The organism is Streptomyces sp. NPDC093071 (assembly GCF_044754545.1).
In the GTDB taxonomy this organism is placed as follows: Bacteria; Actinomycetota; Actinomycetes; order Streptomycetales; family Streptomycetaceae; genus Streptomyces.
On sequence record NZ_JBIVPH010000003.1, the window covers coordinates 142,800 to 159,842 of the forward strand.

Annotated in this window: 13 protein-coding genes; 4 read left to right on the forward strand and 9 right to left on the reverse strand. The window is 72.3% G+C overall.

Annotated elements, in window-relative coordinates; genetic code table 11:
* Positions 1-44: 44 nt before the first annotated feature.
* Both ACIQD7_RS11985 and ACIQD7_RS11990 read right to left on the reverse strand, forming a co-directional pair.
* Positions 45-899, reverse strand: coding sequence for a hypothetical protein (locus ACIQD7_RS11985; RefSeq protein WP_402441472.1), 855 nt, complete (start codon positions 897-899; stop codon positions 45-47).
* A 14-nt stretch (positions 900-913) separates the two neighbouring features.
* A complete protein-coding gene (locus ACIQD7_RS11990; RefSeq protein ID WP_121833289.1) occupies positions 914-1,501 on the reverse strand; it encodes a papain-like cysteine protease family protein in 588 nt (195 codons plus the stop codon).
* A 225-nt stretch (positions 1,502-1,726) separates the two neighbouring features.
* Between ACIQD7_RS11990 and ACIQD7_RS11995 the strand changes: the two genes are divergently transcribed.
* On the forward strand, positions 1,727-2,656 hold the full coding sequence (locus ACIQD7_RS11995; protein ID WP_383402809.1) for a hypothetical protein: 930 nt from the start codon (positions 1,727-1,729) through the stop codon (positions 2,654-2,656).
* 38 nt (positions 2,657-2,694) lie between these two features.
* Here the strand turns inward: ACIQD7_RS11995 and ACIQD7_RS12000 are convergent, their stop codons facing one another.
* Both ACIQD7_RS12000 and uvrA read right to left on the reverse strand, forming a co-directional pair.
* On the reverse strand, positions 2,695-3,120 hold the full coding sequence (locus tag ACIQD7_RS12000) for a Rieske (2Fe-2S) protein (protein ID WP_121833291.1): 426 nt from the start codon (positions 3,118-3,120) through the stop codon (positions 2,695-2,697).
* 242 nt (positions 3,121-3,362) lie between these two features.
* Entirely contained in the window at positions 3,363-6,422 is a 3,060-nt protein-coding gene (uvrA, locus tag ACIQD7_RS12005; protein ID WP_402441473.1) for an excinuclease ABC subunit UvrA, read from the reverse strand.
* A gap of 165 nt (positions 6,423-6,587) precedes the next feature.
* Here uvrA and ACIQD7_RS12010 point away from each other — a divergent pair, with 165 nt between their 5' ends.
* From ACIQD7_RS12010 to ACIQD7_RS12020, 3 genes are all read left to right on the forward strand, one after another.
* Positions 6,588-7,289, forward strand: coding sequence for a maleylpyruvate isomerase family mycothiol-dependent enzyme (locus tag ACIQD7_RS12010; protein ID WP_402441474.1), 702 nt, complete (start codon positions 6,588-6,590; stop codon positions 7,287-7,289).
* Between the two features lie 9 nt (positions 7,290-7,298).
* Complete coding sequence (locus ACIQD7_RS12015) at positions 7,299-7,955, forward strand: MBL fold metallo-hydrolase (protein ID WP_402441475.1); 657 nt, start codon at positions 7,299-7,301, stop codon at positions 7,953-7,955.
* A gap of 132 nt (positions 7,956-8,087) precedes the next feature.
* The gene (locus tag ACIQD7_RS12020) at positions 8,088-9,368 is read left to right on the forward strand and encodes an MFS transporter (RefSeq protein WP_161371544.1); all 1,281 of its coding nucleotides are present in this window, start codon (positions 8,088-8,090) and stop codon (positions 9,366-9,368) included.
* A gap of 118 nt (positions 9,369-9,486) precedes the next feature.
* Here the strand turns inward: ACIQD7_RS12020 and ACIQD7_RS12025 are convergent, their stop codons facing one another.
* The 5 genes from ACIQD7_RS12025 to ACIQD7_RS12045 form a co-directional block, all read right to left on the reverse strand.
* Positions 9,487-10,494, reverse strand: coding sequence for a TerC/Alx family metal homeostasis membrane protein (locus ACIQD7_RS12025; protein ID WP_121833295.1), 1,008 nt, complete (start codon positions 10,492-10,494; stop codon positions 9,487-9,489).
* A gap of 232 nt (positions 10,495-10,726) precedes the next feature.
* Positions 10,727-12,835 carry a TerD family protein gene (locus ACIQD7_RS12030; RefSeq protein WP_402441476.1) on the reverse strand — a complete coding sequence of 703 codons (2,109 nt, stop codon included), beginning with the start codon at positions 12,833-12,835 and terminating at the stop codon, positions 10,727-10,729.
* Positions 12,836-13,000: 165 nt separating this feature from the next.
* Complete coding sequence (locus ACIQD7_RS12035; RefSeq protein WP_121833958.1) at positions 13,001-13,579, reverse strand: TerD family protein; 579 nt, start codon at positions 13,577-13,579, stop codon at positions 13,001-13,003.
* 139 nt (positions 13,580-13,718) lie between these two features.
* The gene (gene uvrB / locus ACIQD7_RS12040) at positions 13,719-15,848 is read right to left on the reverse strand and encodes an excinuclease ABC subunit UvrB (RefSeq protein WP_121833957.1); all 2,130 of its coding nucleotides are present in this window, start codon (positions 15,846-15,848) and stop codon (positions 13,719-13,721) included.
* 71 nt (positions 15,849-15,919) lie between these two features.
* Positions 15,920-16,816: an MHYT domain-containing protein gene (locus ACIQD7_RS12045; RefSeq protein ID WP_402441477.1), complete on the reverse strand. Its 897-nt coding sequence runs from the start codon at positions 16,814-16,816 to the stop codon at positions 15,920-15,922.
* Positions 16,817-17,043 lie beyond the last annotated feature (227 nt).

Here is a 17,043-nt window from a genome sequence, read left to right on the forward strand (position 1 = left end):
GTGACCGGACGGGTCGTCGGGCCAGGCCCGGGACCGGCCCCGGGTCAGGCCGCCGGGCCGCTCCGGGGCGCCCGGCGGCGGCGTATCGCGGTGCCGGCCGTCAGGGCGAGGGCCAGGGCGGCGCCCACGCCGGCCACGGTGGCGGCGGACCCCCCGGAGGCGTCCGTACGGGACGTCTGGGCGGCCTGGGGCGCGGGAGCCGCCGGCGCGGCGGCTTCCTGTCCCGGGGCCTCCTGCGGCCCGTACCCGCCCGCCGCGCCCTTCTTCGCGTAGGCGGAGCCGGGGAGCTTGTCGCCGTACGCCCGGGCGACCCGCTCCCGGTACGCGGCGAGGTTCGTCCCGTTCTTCCCGACGGCCCGCACCGCGTCCTCGTCCAGCGGGAGCACCTTCGCCCCCTTCTGGACGTACCAGGCGTCGATCTGCGGCTCGCGGAAGACGAGGCCGCCGGGCAGCAGGCGCCCGCCCCGCTCCGCGTACCGGATCTCGTCGTCGCCGGTGGCGATGTTCACCACCTGCCAGCCGTCCGCGCCCTCGACGGTCCACAGGGAGGCCTTCCGGCCGTCCGGGGCGACGGCCAGGCTGGCGCGGAACTCGACGCGGGCGACCGGCGCCCCGGCCTTCCCGGCGACGAAGTCCGGAGAGAGGATCCGGACGGGCACGGAGGCGCCCTCGATCCGCGGGGCGCCCGCCGCACGGGCGGCCGTCGCCGGAGCCCCGGCCCCGTCACTGGCGAAGAACCGGGACAGGGTGTCCAGGGTCCCCGGTGCGGAGGCGGCCCGCTCGGGGGTGGAGGCCGACGGCAGGCCCTCGGCGGCGGCCGCCGGGAGGGTTCCGAGGGCGACGAGGGCGGCGGCGGTCAGGAGACCGGCGGCGGTGGCACGCGCGCGTGTCGTGGTCACGGTGAGCACGGTGGTCACGCCCCGATCCGGTAGAGCGAGTGGGTCCAGGAGAACGAGTTGTTGTTGACGTACCAGGCGTGCGAGGCCCAGTTGTAGCGGTCGCTGGAGGGCCAGGGGTCGCCCCAGTAGACCCAGCTGCTCGCGTCGTCGTAGCCGTAGAGCACGTGCATGTGCCCGCCGCCGCTCGACCACTGGATGCGGGTCTCGATGGGCCGGTCGGCGTTGATCTCGGTCTGCACGGTGGGGTAGCGCAGCCAGCCGGTGACGTACGAGCCGGGGCGGACGCCGGCCCAGCTCAGGCCGGTCTGGACGTTGCCGAGGGTGGCCTGGTTGTTGGGGCAGTCGTAGCCCTGCTGGCGGTTGAAGGCGGCGTTGCAGAACTGGTTCTGGCTGTAGCCGCGGCCGAACCAGGTGGCGATGGTGTTGCCGGCCGCCGCCCAGCACCAGTTGGTCTTCTGCTGGGCCTGCATGGTGATGTTCAGGCGCTTGGCGGCGAGGGCGGAGGCGTCCTCACCGGCCGGCGCGGCGGACGCCGAGGTGGTGGGGACGAGGAAGAGGGCGGCTGCGGCGAGTGCCGCGAGGTTCAGTTTCCTTCTGCGCATCGCGTTCCTCCCGGGTGGGGTGGGGGTGTGGAGGAGCGCGTCCGGACGCTGGTCAGGAGCATCTGCCGTTGTCCGGTCCGGGTCAACACGCTTCAATGCGGGATGACATCGGACTGTGAACGGTGTGACCCGGGTGTGAACGGACGCCCCCGGCCCACCTGCCCGCTCGTCCCCGGCGGTGCGACGGTCCGCTCCCCCACCGTGAACGTTCACCGAGGAGTCCTCGTGAGCCACACCGAGGCCGATCTTGCGCAGCTGCTGCACACCGGTCCCTTCCATCTGGCGCTGCGCACCGCGCTCGCCGTGCGCGGGCTGCCGCTCCAGCGGGTCCAGCACCATCTGGCGCACCGGGGCGTCAGGGTCGGGGTGACGAGCCTGAGCTACTGGCAGCAGGGCGCCCGTCGGCCGCAGCGGCCGGAGTCCCTGAAGGCCGTACGGGCCCTGGAGGAGGTGCTCCAGCTCCCGGGGAACTCGCTCCTCCGGCTCCTGTCGGGGGACGCGGCCGCCCGGTCCGAGGTGGAGCGCCCGGCGGGCCGCTCGTACCGGTCGCTGGTGGAGGCGTCCGGCTCGGTCGAGGAGCTGCTCGCGGAGCTCGAATGCCCGACGGACGGGGGGCTGCACACGGTGGGACACCACGAGCGGGTGCGGATCGGGGCGGGGCGGGAGCTGGTGGGGCGCGAGTCCCAGCACGTGGTGCGGGCGCACCGGGACGGGGTGGACCGCTATCTGGCGATCCACCACGGGGACCCGGGCTGCGATCCGTCGCGGGTGGTGGTGCGGGCGGTGGAGAACTGCCGGACCGGGCGGGTGCGGTGGCACGCGGGGACGGGGGTGCTGGTCGCGGAGCTGCTCTTCGACGCACGGCTGCGGGCCGGGGACACGTACCTCTTCTCGTACGGCTTCGAGGACGGTACGGCGGGGGCGAGCGGGGAGTACGTGCGCGGGTTCAGCTTCGCGGGCGGGCAGTACGTGCTCCAGGTGCGCTTCGACGAGGCGGCGCTTCCGGTGCGGTGCCGGAGGTTCGCGCAGACCTCGGCGGGGGCGCCGCGGGGCGGCCGTGCGGAGCTGACCCTGAGCGGCCGGCACCGCACGGTGCACCTGGTGGAGCAGGGGGTGCGTCCGGGGATCCTGGGGATCGACTGGGACTGGTCCTGAACCGCCCGGCCGTCCGCCGGTTCCGTCAGGCCGTTCCGTCAGGCCTCGGGCCCGGCGACGAGCTCGCCGCCCTCGACGCGGATCGGGACCGCGGGGAGCGGGACGGTGGCCGGGCCCCGGAGCGCCTTGCCGGTCGTCACGTCGAAGCGGCTGCCGTGGCAGGGGCAGTTGCCCTCGTTCGCCTCGACCTTGTCGAGGACGCAGCCCGCGTGGGTGCACTGGGCGCTGAAGGCCTTGTACTGGCCCTCGGCGGGGCAGCTCACCACGAGGCGCTGCTCGCGGTAGAGCTTGGAGCCGCCGACCGGGACCTCGTCGGGGGAGCCGAGGGAGACCGGGGCGGTCGGGGTCGGGACCTCGGCGTGGCCGAGCTTGGACTCGGTGGAGCAGGCGGCGACCCCCAGCCCGGCGGCACCGGCGAGGGCGGCGCCTTTCAGTACGGTGCGACGGCTGGACTGGCCGGACATGAGCGCTCCACGGTGAGATCGGGGACAAGACACCCCAGCGGTGACCGAACCGACGATACCGGCGTCTCCCGGGCCTGAGCGGCGGGGGCCCTGCGGGGGCTCCGCCGATGGGCCGGTGCGGGAGGAAGCCCGTGCACGGGGCACGCCGAAGCCCCCGGCACGGAGTCCGCCGGTGGGGCGGGGTCCGTGCGCGGGGGCGTGTCGGGGGGCAGGGCCCGGGGCGGGGCCCTGCCGGGGGCGGGTCAGGCCTTGCGGGCGCGGGTCGCCGTCTTCTTGGCGGCGGCCTTGGTCGCGGTCGCCTTGGTCGCGGCCGTCTTGGTGGCGGCTGTCTTGGTGGCGGCCGTCTTGGTGGCGGCCGTCTTCTTCGCCGAGGCGGCCTTCTTCGCCGCCGCCGCCGTCTTCTTCGTCGCCGTCCTCTTCGTGCCGCGCGCCGCCGGGATCGCCGCATCGCTGATCCGGTCGGCGCCGAGGACCTCGCGGAGGAACTTGCCGGTGTGGCTCGCCGGGACCGAGGCGACCTCCTCCGGCGTGCCCTCGGCGACGACCACGCCACCGCCGCTGCCGCCCTCAGGCCCCATGTCGACGACCCAGTCCGCGGTCTTGATGACGTCGAGGTTGTGCTCGATGACGATCACCGAGTTCCCCTTGTCGACCAGCCCGGAGAGGACCTTGATCAGCTTCGAGATGTCCTCGAAGTGCAGACCGGTGGTCGGCTCGTCCAGGACGTAGACCGTGCGGCCCGTGGAGCGCTTCTGGAGCTCGGAGGCGAGCTTGACGCGCTGCGCCTCGCCGCCGGAGAGCGTCGGCGCCGACTGCCCGAGGCGGACGTAGCCGAGGCCGACCTCGGTCAGGGTGCGCAGGTGACGGGCGATGGTCGGGACGGCCTCGAAGAAGTCGAGGGCCTCCTCGATCGGCATGTTCAGGACTTCGGCGATGGACTTGCCCTTGTAGTGGACCTCCAGGGTCTCCCGGTTGTACCGGTCGCCGTGGCAGACCTCGCACGGGACGTAGACGTCCGGGAGGAAGTTCATCTCGATCTTGATCGTGCCGTCGCCGGAGCAGTTCTCGCAGCGGCCGCCCTTGACGTTGAAGGAGAAGCGGCCGGGCAGGTAGCCCCGGACCTTGGCCTCCATCGTCTCGGCGAAGAGCCTGCGGACGTGGTCGAAGACGCCGGTGTAGGTCGCCGGGTTCGACCGCGGGGTGCGGCCGATCGGGGACTGGTCGACGTGCACGACCTTGTCGACGAGCTCGTCGCCGTCCACGCGCGTGTGCCGCCCGGGCACCGACTTGGCGCCGTTCAGCTCGCGCGCCAGGTGGGTGTAGAGGATGTCGTTGACCAGGGTCGACTTGCCGGAGCCCGAGACGCCGGTGACGGCGGTGAGGACGCCGAGCGGGAAGGAGACGTCGATGTCCCGCAGGTTGTTCTCGCGGGCCCCGTGCACGGTGAGCCGCCGCTCGGGGTCCACCGGCCGGCGGACGTCCGGGGTGACGATCGACCTGCGGCCGGACAGGTACTGCCCGGTCATCGACTCCTCGTTGGCGAGGAGCTCCTTCAGGGAGCCGGAGTGGACGACCTTGCCGCCGTGCTCGCCGGCGCCGGGGCCGATGTCCACGACCCAGTCGGCGACCTTGATGGTGTCCTCGTCGTGCTCGACGACGATGAGCGTGTTGCCCATGTCCCGGAGCCGCACCAGGGTCTCGATCAGCCGGTGGTTGTCGCGCTGGTGGAGGCCGATGGAGGGCTCGTCGAGCACGTAGAGCACGCCGACCAGGCCGGAGCCGATCTGGGTGGCGAGCCGGATGCGCTGGGCCTCGCCGCCGGAGAGCGTCCCCGCGGCCCGGTTGAGCGAGAGGTAGTCGAGGCCGACGTCGACGAGGAAGCGCAGCCGCTCGTTGACCTCCTTGAGGACCCGCTCGGCGATCTTCTTGTCGCGGGCGCTGAGGGTGAGCCGGGAGAGGAACTCGGCGCAGTCGCTGATGGACATCGCGGAGACCTCGGCGATGGACTTGTCCATGACCGTGACCGCGAGGACGATCGGCTTCAGCCGGGTCCCCTCGCAGGTGGGACAGGGCACCTCGCGCATGTAGCCCTCGAAGCGCTCGCGGCTGGAGTCGCTCTCGGCCTCGGTGTGGCGCCGCTTGACGAAGGGGACGGCACCCTCGAAGGCCGGGGTGGTGTACGCCCGCTCCCGCCCGTACCGGTTCCGGTAGCGGACCTCGACCTGCGTCTTGTGGCCGTACATCAGCGCCTTCTTGGCGCGCTGCGGCAGCCCCGCGTACGGGATGTCGGTGCGGAAGCCGAGGGCCTGGGAGAGGCCGCCGATGAGCCGGCCGAAGTACTCCTTGGTGTGGCCGTGCGACCAGGGGTGGATGGCGCCCTCGTCGAGGGACTTGTCCTCGTCGGGGACGATCAGCTCCGGGTCGACCTCCATGCGGGTGCCGATGCCGGTGCAGTCCGGGCAGGCGCCGAAGGGCGAGTTGAAGGAGAAGGAGCGCGGCTCCAGCTCCTCGAAGGAGAGGTCGTCGTACGGGCAGTAGAGGTGCTCCGAGTACATCCGCTCGCGCTCGGGGTCGTCCTCGGGGAGGTCGACGAAGTCGAGCACGACCATGCCGCCGGAGAGTCCGAGCGCGGTCTCGACGGAGTCGGTGAGCCGGCGCTTGGCGCTGTCCTTGACGGTGAGGCGGTCGATGACCACCTCGATGGTGTGCTTCTCCTGCTTCTTGAGCGTCGGCGGCTCGCTGAGCTGCACGGTCGTGCCGTCGACCCGGGCGCGGCTGTAGCCCTTGGTCTGGAGGTCGGCGAAGAGGTCGACGAACTCGCCCTTGCGCTCGCGCACGAGCGGGGAGAGCACCTGGAAGCGGCTGCCCTCGGGGAGCTCCAGGACCTTGTCGACGATGGCCTGCGGCGACTGGCGCGAGATGGGACGGTGGCACTCGGGACAGTGCGGCTTGCCGATGCGCGCGAAGAGCAGGCGGAGGTAGTCGTAGACCTCCGTGATGGTGCCGACCGTCGAGCGCGGGTTGCGCGAGGTCGACTTCTGGTCGATGGAGACGGCGGGCGACAGACCTTCGATGAAGTCGACGTCCGGCTTGTCCATCTGGCCGAGGAACTGCCGGGCGTACGAGGAGAGCGACTCGACGTACCGGCGCTGCCCCTCGGCGAAGATCGTGTCGAACGCGAGGGAGGACTTGCCCGACCCCGAGAGCCCGGTGAAGACGATGAGGGAGTCACGCGGGAGATCGAGGGAGACGTTCTTGAGGTTGTGCTCGCGAGCGCCACGGACGATGAGACGGTCGGCCACGCCGGTCCGCACCTTTCTTGAGAGAGCGGATGTGCCTACACACCAACAACCGGGGACGCCGGATGCTTCCATCGAGCGTATAGCACGTACATTCGATTTCTGGTCTTCCGGAGACCGCTTCACCCGAACGAGTGGTCCGGGCCGGTCGGCGCTAGGGTCGGCGCCATGATCGATCACGAGCGTGACCTTGTTTCCCTGCAAGAGGCGACCGATCGGCTCCTGGACGCCGCCGCCTCTTGGGACAACGCCGCGACGGCCGAGCCGTCACGGCTTCCGGGCTGGACCCGCGGCCATGTCCTCGCCCACCTCGCCCGCAACGCCGACGCCCTGGTGAACGTCTTCGAGGGCCGCCCCATGTACACGGACGCCGCGACCCGCGAGGCCGACATCGAGCGCGACGCGTACCGCCCGCTCGCCGAGCAGCTCGCCGACGTGCGCGAGAGCGCGGAGCGGCTGCGGGCGGTGTGCGAGAAGCCCGCCGACTGGAGTCGGACGGTCGAGCTGCGCAACGGCGTCACCGACAGCGCCTCCCGGGTCCCCTTCCGCCGCTGGGTGGAGGTGGAACTGCACCACGTCGACCTGGGCGCCGGATACGGCCTGGACGACCTGCCGGAGGAGTTCGTCCTGCGGGAGGTCGAGTTCCTGGCCGACCGGTGGTCGGGACGCCCGGAGGTGCCCCCGGTGACCCTCCGGCTCGGTCACGACGGGACGGGGCCCGTCTGGCGCACCGGAGGGACCGAGGGTACTCCCGTCGTCCTCGCGGGCACCGGACCCGAACTGCTCGGCTGGCTGTCCGGCCGCGGCGACGAGGGCGCCCACCTCGTCGTCCTCTCCGGCGACGGCCTCCCGGACCTCCCCCCGCTATAGGCTGAGCGCATGACGTACAGCGGAGTGGTGAAGGTCGGCGGCCCTGCGGACGTGCACGAGCTGGCGGACCTGATGATCTCGAAGGTCGCGGTCGGCCCGATGGACAACAACGCCTATCTGCTGCGCTGTCGGGCGACCGGCGAGCAGCTGCTGATCGACGCGGCGAACGAGGCCGGCACCCTGCTCACGCTGATCGGTGACGACGGCATCGGCGCCGTCGTCACCACCCACCGGCACGGCGACCACTGGCAGGCCCTGGCCGAGGTGGTCGCCGCGACCGGTGCCCGTACCTACGCGGGCGCGTACGACGCGGAGGGCATCCCGGTCGCGACCGACGTGCCCGTCGAGGACGGCGACACGATCCGGGTGGGCCGGGTCGAGCTGACCGCCCGCAGGCTCGTCGGCCACACCCCGGGCTCGATCGCCCTCGTCTACGACGACCCGCACGGCCACCCCCACGTCTTCACCGGCGACTGCCTCTTCCCCGGCGGCGTGGGCAACACCCGCCAGGACCCGGAGGCCTTCGCGAGCCTGCTCCACGACGTGGAGACCAAGCTCTTCGAGGCCCTCCCGGACGAGTCCTGGGTCTATCCGGGCCACGGCAAGGACACCACGCTCGGTGACGAGCGCCCCCACCTCGCGGAGTGGCGCGAGCGGGGCTGGTGATCCGAGGGCGGACGGAGGGCGCGCGCCCCACCAGCGGCGCGCTCCCGCACGCCCCCGTAGCGGGGGTGATCGGCGGGTAGATCGCGGGACATGTACCGCCGTCACTCTCCGTCGCCTTCCCCCGGCCCCTCGATGGGCCGGATCGCCGCCGCCTCGCTCGTCGGCACCGCCATCGAGTTCTTCGACTTCTACGTCTACGGGACCGCCGCCGCCCTCGTCCTGGGCCCGCTCTTCTTCCCGACCTTCTCCCCGCTCGCCGGGACCCTGGCCGCCTTCGGCACCTTCGCCGTCGGCTTCGTGGCCCGGCCGCTCGGCTCGGTCCTCTTCGGCCACGTCGGCGACCGGTACGGCCGGCGCCCGGTCCTCTTCGCCTCGCTGCTCCTGACCGGCTGCGCCACGGTCGCGGTCGGCTGCCTCCCCACGTACGCGACGCTCGGCATCGCCGCCCCCGTGCTGCTGCTCCTCCTCCGCTTCCTCCAGGGGCTCGGTCTGGGCGGCGAGTGGGGCGGGGCGGTGCTGCTCACCGCCGAGCACGCCCCGGAGCACCGGCGCGCGCTGTGGGCGAGCTTCCCGCAGATCGGCCCGGCGGTCGGCTTCCTCCTGGCGAACGGGGTGATGCTGGGGCTCACGGCCGGGCTGAGCGACGCGGAGTTCCGCTCCTGGGGCTGGCGGGTGCCGTTCTGGGCGGCGGGGCTGCTCGCGGCGGGCGGGCTGCTGCTGCGCTCCTCGCTCGCGGAGACCCCGCAGTTCGAGGAGCTGTCCGCGTCCGGGCGGCGCGCGGGCGCCCCGCTGGCCGAGGTCGTCCGGAACCACTGGCGGCTCGTGCTGCTGACGGCGGGGGCCCTGGCGGTCGGGTACGCCGTCTTCTACGCGGTCTCCACCTGGGCCCTGGCCTACGGCACCGGGCGGCTCGGCCTGAGCGGTCCGGTGATGCTGGGCTGCGTGATGGCGGCGGTGGCGGTGATGGGGGCGGCCACCCCGTTCGTGGCGCTCCTCGCCGACCGCTGGGGCCGCCGGACGCTCTGTCTGGCCGGGTGCGCGGGTTGCGCGCTCTGGATGTTCCCGATGGTGGCGCTGCTGCACACCGCGCGGCCGCCGCTGATGTTCCTCGGCTTCGTGGGCGCGCTGCTGGCCTTCATCACGATGTTCGCGGTGGTCGCCGCGTACCTGCCGGAGCTGTACGAGCCCCGGGTCCGCTGTACGGGCGCGGCCGTCGGCTACAACCTCGCGGGTGTCCTCGGCGGCGCCCTGACCCCGCTCGCGGCCACCGCGCTCTCCGAGGGCGGTTCGGGTCCGCCGTGGGGCGTGGCGGCGTATCTGACCCTGGTGGCCCTGGTCAGCCTGGGCTGCTTCGCGCTCCTCCCGGAGACCCTGCCGGCGCGCACGGCGGTGAAGGAGCCCGCGACCGTCTAGGAGGCGCGTCCGGGAGGGGGCCCTGTCCGGGAGGAGGCTTTGTCCGGAAGAGGGTCCGGAAACGGCGAAGGCCGACCGGGGAGGGGGTCCCGGGCCGGCCGTCGCCGTGTGTGCCGCGTCAGGCGCCGATGCTGTCCTTCTCGGTGCCGTCGGCGTCGGCCACGCTCTGGGCGGCCTCCCGCTCGGCCTGTCGCTTGGAGGCGATCAGGCTGGTGATCGTGGTGATGATCAGAACACCGCAGATGACCGCGAGGGAGACCGGAATGGAGATCTCCGGGACGTGCACCCCGGACTCGTGCAGGGCGTGCAGCACCAGCTTGACGCCGATGAAGCCGAGGATCACCGACAGGCCGTAGCTGAGGTGGACCAGCTTCTTGAGCAGGCCGCCGATCAGGAAGTACAGCTGTCGCAGACCCATGAGGGCGAAGGCGTTGGCGGTGAAGACGATGTACGGGTCCTGGGTGAGGCCGAAGATCGCCGGGATGGAGTCGAGGGCGAAGAGGATGTCGGTGGTGCCGATGGCGAGCATGACCACCATCAGCGGGGTCAGCACCCGCTTGCCGTTGACCCGGATGAAGAGCTTGGTGCCGTGGTACCGGTCGGCGACGCCGAACTTCTTCTCGACGCTCTTGAGGAGGCGGTTCTCCTCGAACTCGTCCTCCTCCTCGTCGGCGCGCGCCTCCTGGATGAGCTTCCAGGCGGTGTAGATCAGGAACGCGCCGAAGATGTAGAAGACCCAGGAGAAGCTCGCGATGATCGCGGCACCGGCGGCGATGAAGATCGCGCGGAGCACCAGGGCGATCAGGACGCCGATCAGCAGCACGCGCTGCTGGAGGTGCGAGGGGACCGAGAACTTCGCCATGATCAGGACGAAGACGAAGAGGTTGTCGACGCTGAGCGACTTCTCGGTGATGTATCCGGCGAAGAACTCGCCGGAGGACTGGGCGCTGCCGAAGAACAGCAGGCCGAGTCCGAAGAGCACGGCGAGGACGATCCAGACGATCGTCCAGATGCCGGCTTCCTTGACCGACACGTCATGGGGCTTGCGCCCGATGAAGAAGTCGGCACCGATCAGGGCACCCAGACCGAGAATGGTCAGGACCCACAGGGTCGTCGAAACGTCCATTGCGCCTCCGGCGTCGTACGGCTACTGATCAGCGTCGTCGCTGCCGGAGGTCTCTTCCACCCGGGCGACGGACGAGCCGCCGCCGGGCCGACGCCCCGGGATCGGATCACTGGGATCCCTCCGTACTGACGGGCACGCCGCGCTTGGGGAGTACTCCCCTCCGCGCGAAGAACACTACCCGAAATACCAAGAGAAGGTAAAGGGGAGGCTAAAGGATCATCAAGACGCCAGGTCAGAACCGCTTCCTCCGGCGGGCTTCCGCCACTTGGGCGAGGACCTGCCGCAGGACCCGGCTGCCGGGCGGGAGCACCGGCGGCTCGTACGACCAGGCGTGCCCCACCCACGGGTCGGCGAGGTGGTCGTCGGGGACGGGCGTGAGGCGCAGCAGCGAGCGCCACAGCGGGTCGAGCAGCGGCCCGTACGCGGCCGCGTCCGCCCGGTCCGCCACCATCAGCAGGTGGACGCCGACCGAGGGGCCCTCGTCGGCGAGGTACCGGAGCCGGGTGACCGCCCGGTCGTCGAAGCCGTGCGGGAAGTCGTGCACGATCAGCAGCTGCCGGGCCGTGTCCAGGCCGGGCGGCAGCGCGTCGGCCGCGCCGCCCCGCAGCGCCATCTGGAGCAGGTCGACCCGCTCGGTGAGCTGCTCCAGGACCGCGGAGACGCCGGCCGCGCCCCGGGCCGGCGGGGCGGCCAGGACGTCCGACTCCACGAGCGGGGCGAGGGACGCGGCGCCCGCCCCGGCCGCGTCGAGGACGTGGACGGCGAAGCCGCCCGCCGGGTGCGCCGCGAGCAGCCGGGCCGCGTGCGCGACCGCGCTGTCCAGGGCGAGCCGCCGCAGCTCGGTCTCGTCGAGGAGGCCGGCCGCCTCCGAGTGGCCGCGCCCGCTGTCCACCCACAGCCCCCGCTCCAGCGGCAGCCGGACGAGCATGGGGATCCGCAGCTCGGTGCGCTCGGGCAGGTGGAGGTCGCCGAGCCGGACGGCCATCGGCTCCTCGGCCGGGACCCGGTAGGCGTGCCAGACGGGGTTGTCCCAGCGGGCGTAGGCGGCAGGCAGGGCCGGTTCGACCACCTCGGACTCGGCAGCGAGCTGGGCGAGGTCCCGGTCGAGGACCGCGCGGGCCCGGTCCACCAGCTCGTCGTGCCGGGCGCGGGCGGCCGCGCGGGCCGCGTCGTTCGCGCCCCCGTTCCTGGCGCGGTAGTCGGAGAGCGTCTGGTCGAGCTCCCGGTCGAGCCGGGACTCCGCGAAGTCGCAGGCGCTGCGGTAGGCGGCGGCGGTACGGGCCAGGTCCTCGAACATCCCCCACACCTGGTTGTACAGGCGCTCGTCCATGGACCAGCCGGAGGCGTCCCCGGCGACCGGCGCGGGCGGCGCCTGGGGCGGGGTCCGCGGCGGCTCCGGCGCGGCGGCGGGCCTGCGGCGGGGGTGGGAGTAGTCGATGGGGCCGCCCGGCGCCCGCGCGCCCGTGTCCGTGCCCGACGGCGGGGTCACCGGCACGGTCGGCGTCGGATCGGAGACGGCCTGCGGAAGCGGCGGGGGCGGAGGTGTGGGGTCCGGGGTCGCCGGGGCGGCGGGAGCCGGGACGACCGGGGTGGCCAGGGGCGTGGGGCGGTCCGATCCGGCCGGGACCGCCGGGGCCGGGGCGGCCGGGAGGCTGGGGTCCCCGGCCGCCGGAGGGATCGGGGCCGTCGGGGCCGTAGGAGCCGTGGGAGCCGTGGGAGCCGTGGGAGCCGTGGGCAGGGGTACCCGTTCCGGCTCGGGGGCGCGCGGTCGCGGGGCGGTCGCCGCGGGGGCGGCCTCCGGAGCGGCGGCCGCCAGGATCGCCGCGGCCGCGTCGGCGGGGCGCTCCAGGCCCTGGTCGCCGAGGAGGTCGGCGAGCCCGCCCTCGTACCCCTGGCCCATCGCGCGGACCTTCCAGGCGCCCTGGCGGCGGTAGAGCTCCAAGGCGACGACGGCGGACTCGCGGTCGAGTCCGGTGATGGTGTAGGTGGCGATCTCGGTGCCGTCGGGTCCGGCGACGGCGACGAAGGGGGCGGCGACGGCCCCGAAGCGGGCGGCTCCGCCGTGCCCGGTCAGCGCGAGGAGGACCGAGATCCGGTGGACGGTCCCGGGCATCGCGCCCAGGTCGACGGAGAGGCGCTGGTCGGCGGCGGGTGCCCCGGGGACGTCGACGCCGGGAAGCGAGGGCGCGCCGGGGTGGGCGATCCACTCCGCGCCGGGGACCCTGCCCCCCTCGTCGCCGAGGGTGGCTCCGGCGAGGACCGGATGACCGGCCGACACCCGGATCTCAAGGCGGGTGTCGGGCAGGGGGTGGTTCTGTCCCCGGACCAGCTCGGCCGTCATCGACTCTGTCCCCTCGGTGCTTCCCCGGTGCGGATTCGCGTGTCCCGGTGCGGTTCAAACGGGTCGTTCATGGGCCGTCCGGATCAGGGCGCCGAACGGATCATGCGGGACAGCTCCCGGCGGCGGCTGCCTCCGGGAGCTGTGGGTGCGTGGTGCGCGGGCCGCCTACAGGTGCGGCAGGATCGCCGGCATCAGGTCCTGGAAGGTGCGGCCGTTGGCCGGGTTGCCCAGGGCGGTCATCTGCCAGCCGGAGCCGGCCCGGTGCACCTTCGCCATGATCTGCGCGGTGTAGCGGCCGCCGCCGTCGAGGGTGTAGCGCGCCAGCTCCTGCCCGTTCGTCTCGTCGACGAGCCGGCAGAAGGCGTTCTGCACCTCCTGGAACGTCTGGCCGGTGAAGGAGTTCACCGTGAAGACGATCTGGTCGATGTGGACCGGGACCCGCTCCAGGTCCACGAGGATCGCCTCGTCGTCGCCGCCCTGCCCCGCGCCGCCCACCAGGTTGTCGCCGGTGTGCTTGACCGAGCCGTCGTCGCTGACCAGGTGCCGGAAGAAGACCACGTCGACCGGCTGCTTGTCAGCGAAGAGCACGGCCGAGGCGTCCAGGTCGATCTCGCGGGTGCGCGAGCCGAACAGACCGCGGCGCGGCGCCGCCTGCCAGCCGAGCCCCATCCGCACCTGGGTGAGGCTGCCCCCGCCCTTCTTCTCCAGGCTGATGGCCTGACCCTTGGTCATGTTCACGGTCACGCGCGTGCCCCTCTCGTTGCGTTCCCCGCGCCCGCTGTCCGGTGCGTGCGGTTGTCCAGCACCCTACGCAGGGTCACCGACACCGCGGAGGGGCGGTCCGGTTTTGTGTCGGTCTTGCAACACACCGGACCGCCTCCGGTCAGGCGAGGCCCGCCTCCTTCATCTGGCGCAACTCCTTCTTCAGCTCTCCCACCTCGTCGCGGAGCCGGGCGGCCACCTCGAACTGGAGCTCGGCGGCGGCGGCACGCATCCGGTCCGTCATCTCCTCGATGATCGCGGCCAGTTCGCTGGCGGGCCGGTCCCCGAGCTCCACGGTGGAGCCCGCCCTGCCCTTGCCCTTAACGCCGTGCGCGGCGAGCGCGGGGACGGGGGCCTTGGCGCCCTTGCCCTCCTTGCCCTGGCGGTAGCCGGTGCCGAGCAGCTCCTCGGTGTCGACCTCCTCGCGCGCGATGGTCGCCACGATGTCGTTGATCTTCTTGCGGAGCGGCTGCGGGTCGATGCCGCGCTCGGTGTTGTACGCGATCTGCTTCTCGCGGCGCCGGTTGGTCTCGTCGATGGCCTGCTCCATCGCCGGGGTGATCCGGTCCGCGTACATGTGGACCTGGCCCGACACGTTCCGCGCGGCGCGGCCGATGGTCTGGATCAGGGAGGTCCCGGAACGCAGGAAGCCCTGCTTGTCGGCGTCGAGGATGGCGACCAGGGACACCTCGGGGAGGTCGAGGCCCTCCCGGAGGAGGTTGATGCCGACGAGGACGTCGTACTCGCCGGCGCGCAGCTCGCGCAGCAGCTCGATGCGGCGCAGGGTGTCGACGTCGCTGTGCAGGTAGCGCACCTGGATGCCGAGCTCCAGGAAGTAGTCGGTGAGGTCCTCGGCCATCTTCTTGGTGAGGGTGGTGACGAGGACCCGCTCATCCCGCTCGGTGCGCAGCCGGATCTCGTGGACCAGGTCGTCGATCTGGCCCTCGGTGGGCTTGACGACGACCTCGGGGTCGACGAGGCCGGTGGGGCGGATGATCTGCTCGACGAAGCCGTCGCCGCGCGAGAGCTCGTACGTCCCGGGGGTCGCGGAGAGGTAGACGGTCTGGCCGATCCGCTCCTGGAACTCCTCCCACTTCAGCGGACGGTTGTCGAGGGCCGAGGGGAGCCGGAAGCCGTGGTCGACCAGGGTCCGCTTGCGGGAGGCGTCGCCCTCGTACATGGCGCCGATCTGCGGCACGGTGACGTGCGACTCGTCGATGACGAGCAGGAAGTCCTCGGGGAAGTAGTCGAGGAGGGTGTTGGGCGCGGAGCCGGGCTCGCGTCCGTCGAAGTGCATCGAGTAGTTCTCGATGCCGGAGCAGGAGCCGATCTGGCGCATCATCTCGATGTCGTACGTGGTCCTCATGCGCAGCCGCTGGGACTCCAGGTGCTTGCCCTGCTTGTCCAGCTCGGCGAGGCGGCCCTCCAGCTCGCGCTCGATGTCGTTGACGGCCCGCTCCATGCGCTCGGGCCCCGCGACGTAGTGGCTGGCGGGGAAGACGTACAGCTGCTCGTCCTCGCTGATGACCTCGCCGGTGAGCGGGTGGAGGGTGGAGAGGGCCTCGATCTCGTCGCCGAACATCTCGATGCGGACGGCGAGCTCCTCGTACACCGGGAAGATCTCGATGGTGTCGCCGCGGACCCGGAAGGTGCCGCGGGTGAACGCCAGGTCGTTCCGGGTGTACTGGATGTCGACGAAGCGGCGGAGCAGCTGGTCGCGGTCGATCTCCTCGCCGACCTTGAGCGGGACCATCCGGTCCACGTACTCCTGGGGCGTGCCGAGGCCGTAGATGCAGGAGACGGAGGCGACGACGACCACGTCCCTGCGGGTGAGCAGGGAGTTCGTCGCGGAGTGGCGGAGCCGCTCCACCTCCTCGTTGATGGAGGAGTCCTTCTCGATGTAGGTGTCCGACTGCGGGACGTACGCCTCGGGCTGGTAGTAGTCGTAGTACGAGACGAAGTACTCGACGGCGTTGTTCGGCAGGAGCTCGCGGAACTCGTTCGCCAGCTGGGCGGCCAGCGTCTTGTTCGGCGCCATCACCAGGGTGGGGCGCTGGAGCTTCTCGATCATCCACGCGGTGGTCGCCGACTTGCCGGTGCCGGTGGCACCGAGGAGCACGACGTCCTTCTCGCCCGCGCGGACGCGCCGCTCGAGGTCGGCGATGGCGGTCGGCTGGTCGCCGCTGGGCTGGTAGGAGCTGACGACCTCGAAGGGCGCCACCGTACGTTCGATCTTGGAAACGGGCCGCATGGAACCACCGTACGACCCGGCACCGACACTCGGGCGGCGATCGGCTCACCGCCCGGCCGGCGGGCGTCCCCTCACCAGTCCTGGGAGCGGTGCACGCCGTGGACCGCGGCGGCCCTGCGGGTGGCGCGGCGGGCGGACCGTCCGGCGGGCTCGCCGTAGTGGGTCGGCACGTGGCGCGGGGCGGGCACGCCGGGGCGGTGCACGATCCGGGCCGGGGCCTGCCGCCACTCGGGGTCGCCCATCACGAGCAGCGGGTCGAACATGACGACGACGGCGGCCAGGATGAGGAAGACCGCGGGGCCGATCAGCATCGGCAGGAGGAGCGAGGCGGCGGGGGCGGTGGCGGCTCCCGGGGCCCCGGCGCCGTTCAGGTGGACGGTGACGGCCGCCATGGCGGTGTAGTGCATACCACTGACGGCGACGCCCATCACCAGGCTCGCACCGAGGCTGGCCAGAAATCCATGCACGGAAACGGCCGCCCAGAGGGCCGTGGTGGCGGCCACGACGGCGATGACGACGGAGAGGGCGACGGTCGCCGTGTCGTACTCGACGCGGCCGTGGAGGCGCATCCCGGCCATGCCCAGGTAGTGCATGGTGGCGATCCCGAGACCGGTGATGGTGCCGCCGGTGACCAGGGTCAGGGCGGTCGCCCCGCGGTATCCGACGATGAGGATGCCGATGCCGACCATGAGGACGGCGACGCCCAGGCTGGCGAAGGTGATGGGCCGGTCGTAGTCGACCGGCGCCTGCTGGACCGAGAAGCCCATCATGGCGATGAAGTGCATGGTCCAGATGCCGGTGCCGATCGAGGTGGCGCCGAGGACGAGCCAGCCCGCCTTGAAGCTGTCGCGGTGGCGGAGGGATCTGGTGGTGCACCTCAGACCGAGGGCGCCGCCGAGGCAGGCCATGAGAAAGGAGGCCACCGGCGTGACGAGCCCGTAGCTGAATCCGTCGACCGTGCCCTGCATGATCGTGTGCCCTCCACCCCTGGTGCGACGTCGGCCGAAAACAGTCGGTTCCGTCGGCTCCTACTCCCCCGGGGCGAGATTATGGCGCGCGGACGTCACGGCGACCATGCGACCGGGGATTTTCCCTTCGCGAGGCCGGAGCGAGACCGGGCCGTGATCTCGGTGCCGGTTCCGGGGGCCTTCCTCCCGGTCGCGGCCGGGTTGTCGGTGGGGGGTCGTAGCGTGGT

What these genes read in the sequence shown, in the direction of transcription:
- ACIQD7_RS11990 (WP_121833289.1), bottom strand. Translation starts at nt 1,501, where the DNA reads ATGCGCAGAAGGAAACTGAACCTCGCGGCACTCGCCGCAGCCGCCCTC.
- ACIQD7_RS12000 (WP_121833291.1), bottom strand. Translation starts at nt 3,120, where the DNA reads ATGTCCGGCCAGTCCAGCCGTCGCACCGTACTGAAAGGCGCCGCCCTC.
- ACIQD7_RS12010 (WP_402441474.1), top strand. Translation starts at nt 6,588, where the DNA reads ATGATCGATCACGAGCGTGACCTTGTTTCCCTGCAAGAGGCGACCGAT.
- ACIQD7_RS12015 (WP_402441475.1), top strand. Translation starts at nt 7,299, where the DNA reads ATGACGTACAGCGGAGTGGTGAAGGTCGGCGGCCCTGCGGACGTGCAC.
- ACIQD7_RS12020 (WP_161371544.1), top strand. Translation starts at nt 8,088, where the DNA reads ATGGGCCGGATCGCCGCCGCCTCGCTCGTCGGCACCGCCATCGAGTTC.
- ACIQD7_RS12025 (WP_121833295.1), bottom strand. Translation starts at nt 10,494, where the DNA reads ATGGACGTTTCGACGACCCTGTGGGTCCTGACCATTCTCGGTCTGGGT.
- ACIQD7_RS12030 (WP_402441476.1), bottom strand. Translation starts at nt 12,835, where the DNA reads ATGACGGCCGAGCTGGTCCGGGGACAGAACCACCCCCTGCCCGACACC.
- uvrB (WP_121833957.1), bottom strand. Translation starts at nt 15,848, where the DNA reads ATGCGGCCCGTTTCCAAGATCGAACGTACGGTGGCGCCCTTCGAGGTC.
- ACIQD7_RS12045 (WP_402441477.1), bottom strand. Translation starts at nt 16,816, where the DNA reads ATGCAGGGCACGGTCGACGGATTCAGCTACGGGCTCGTCACGCCGGTG.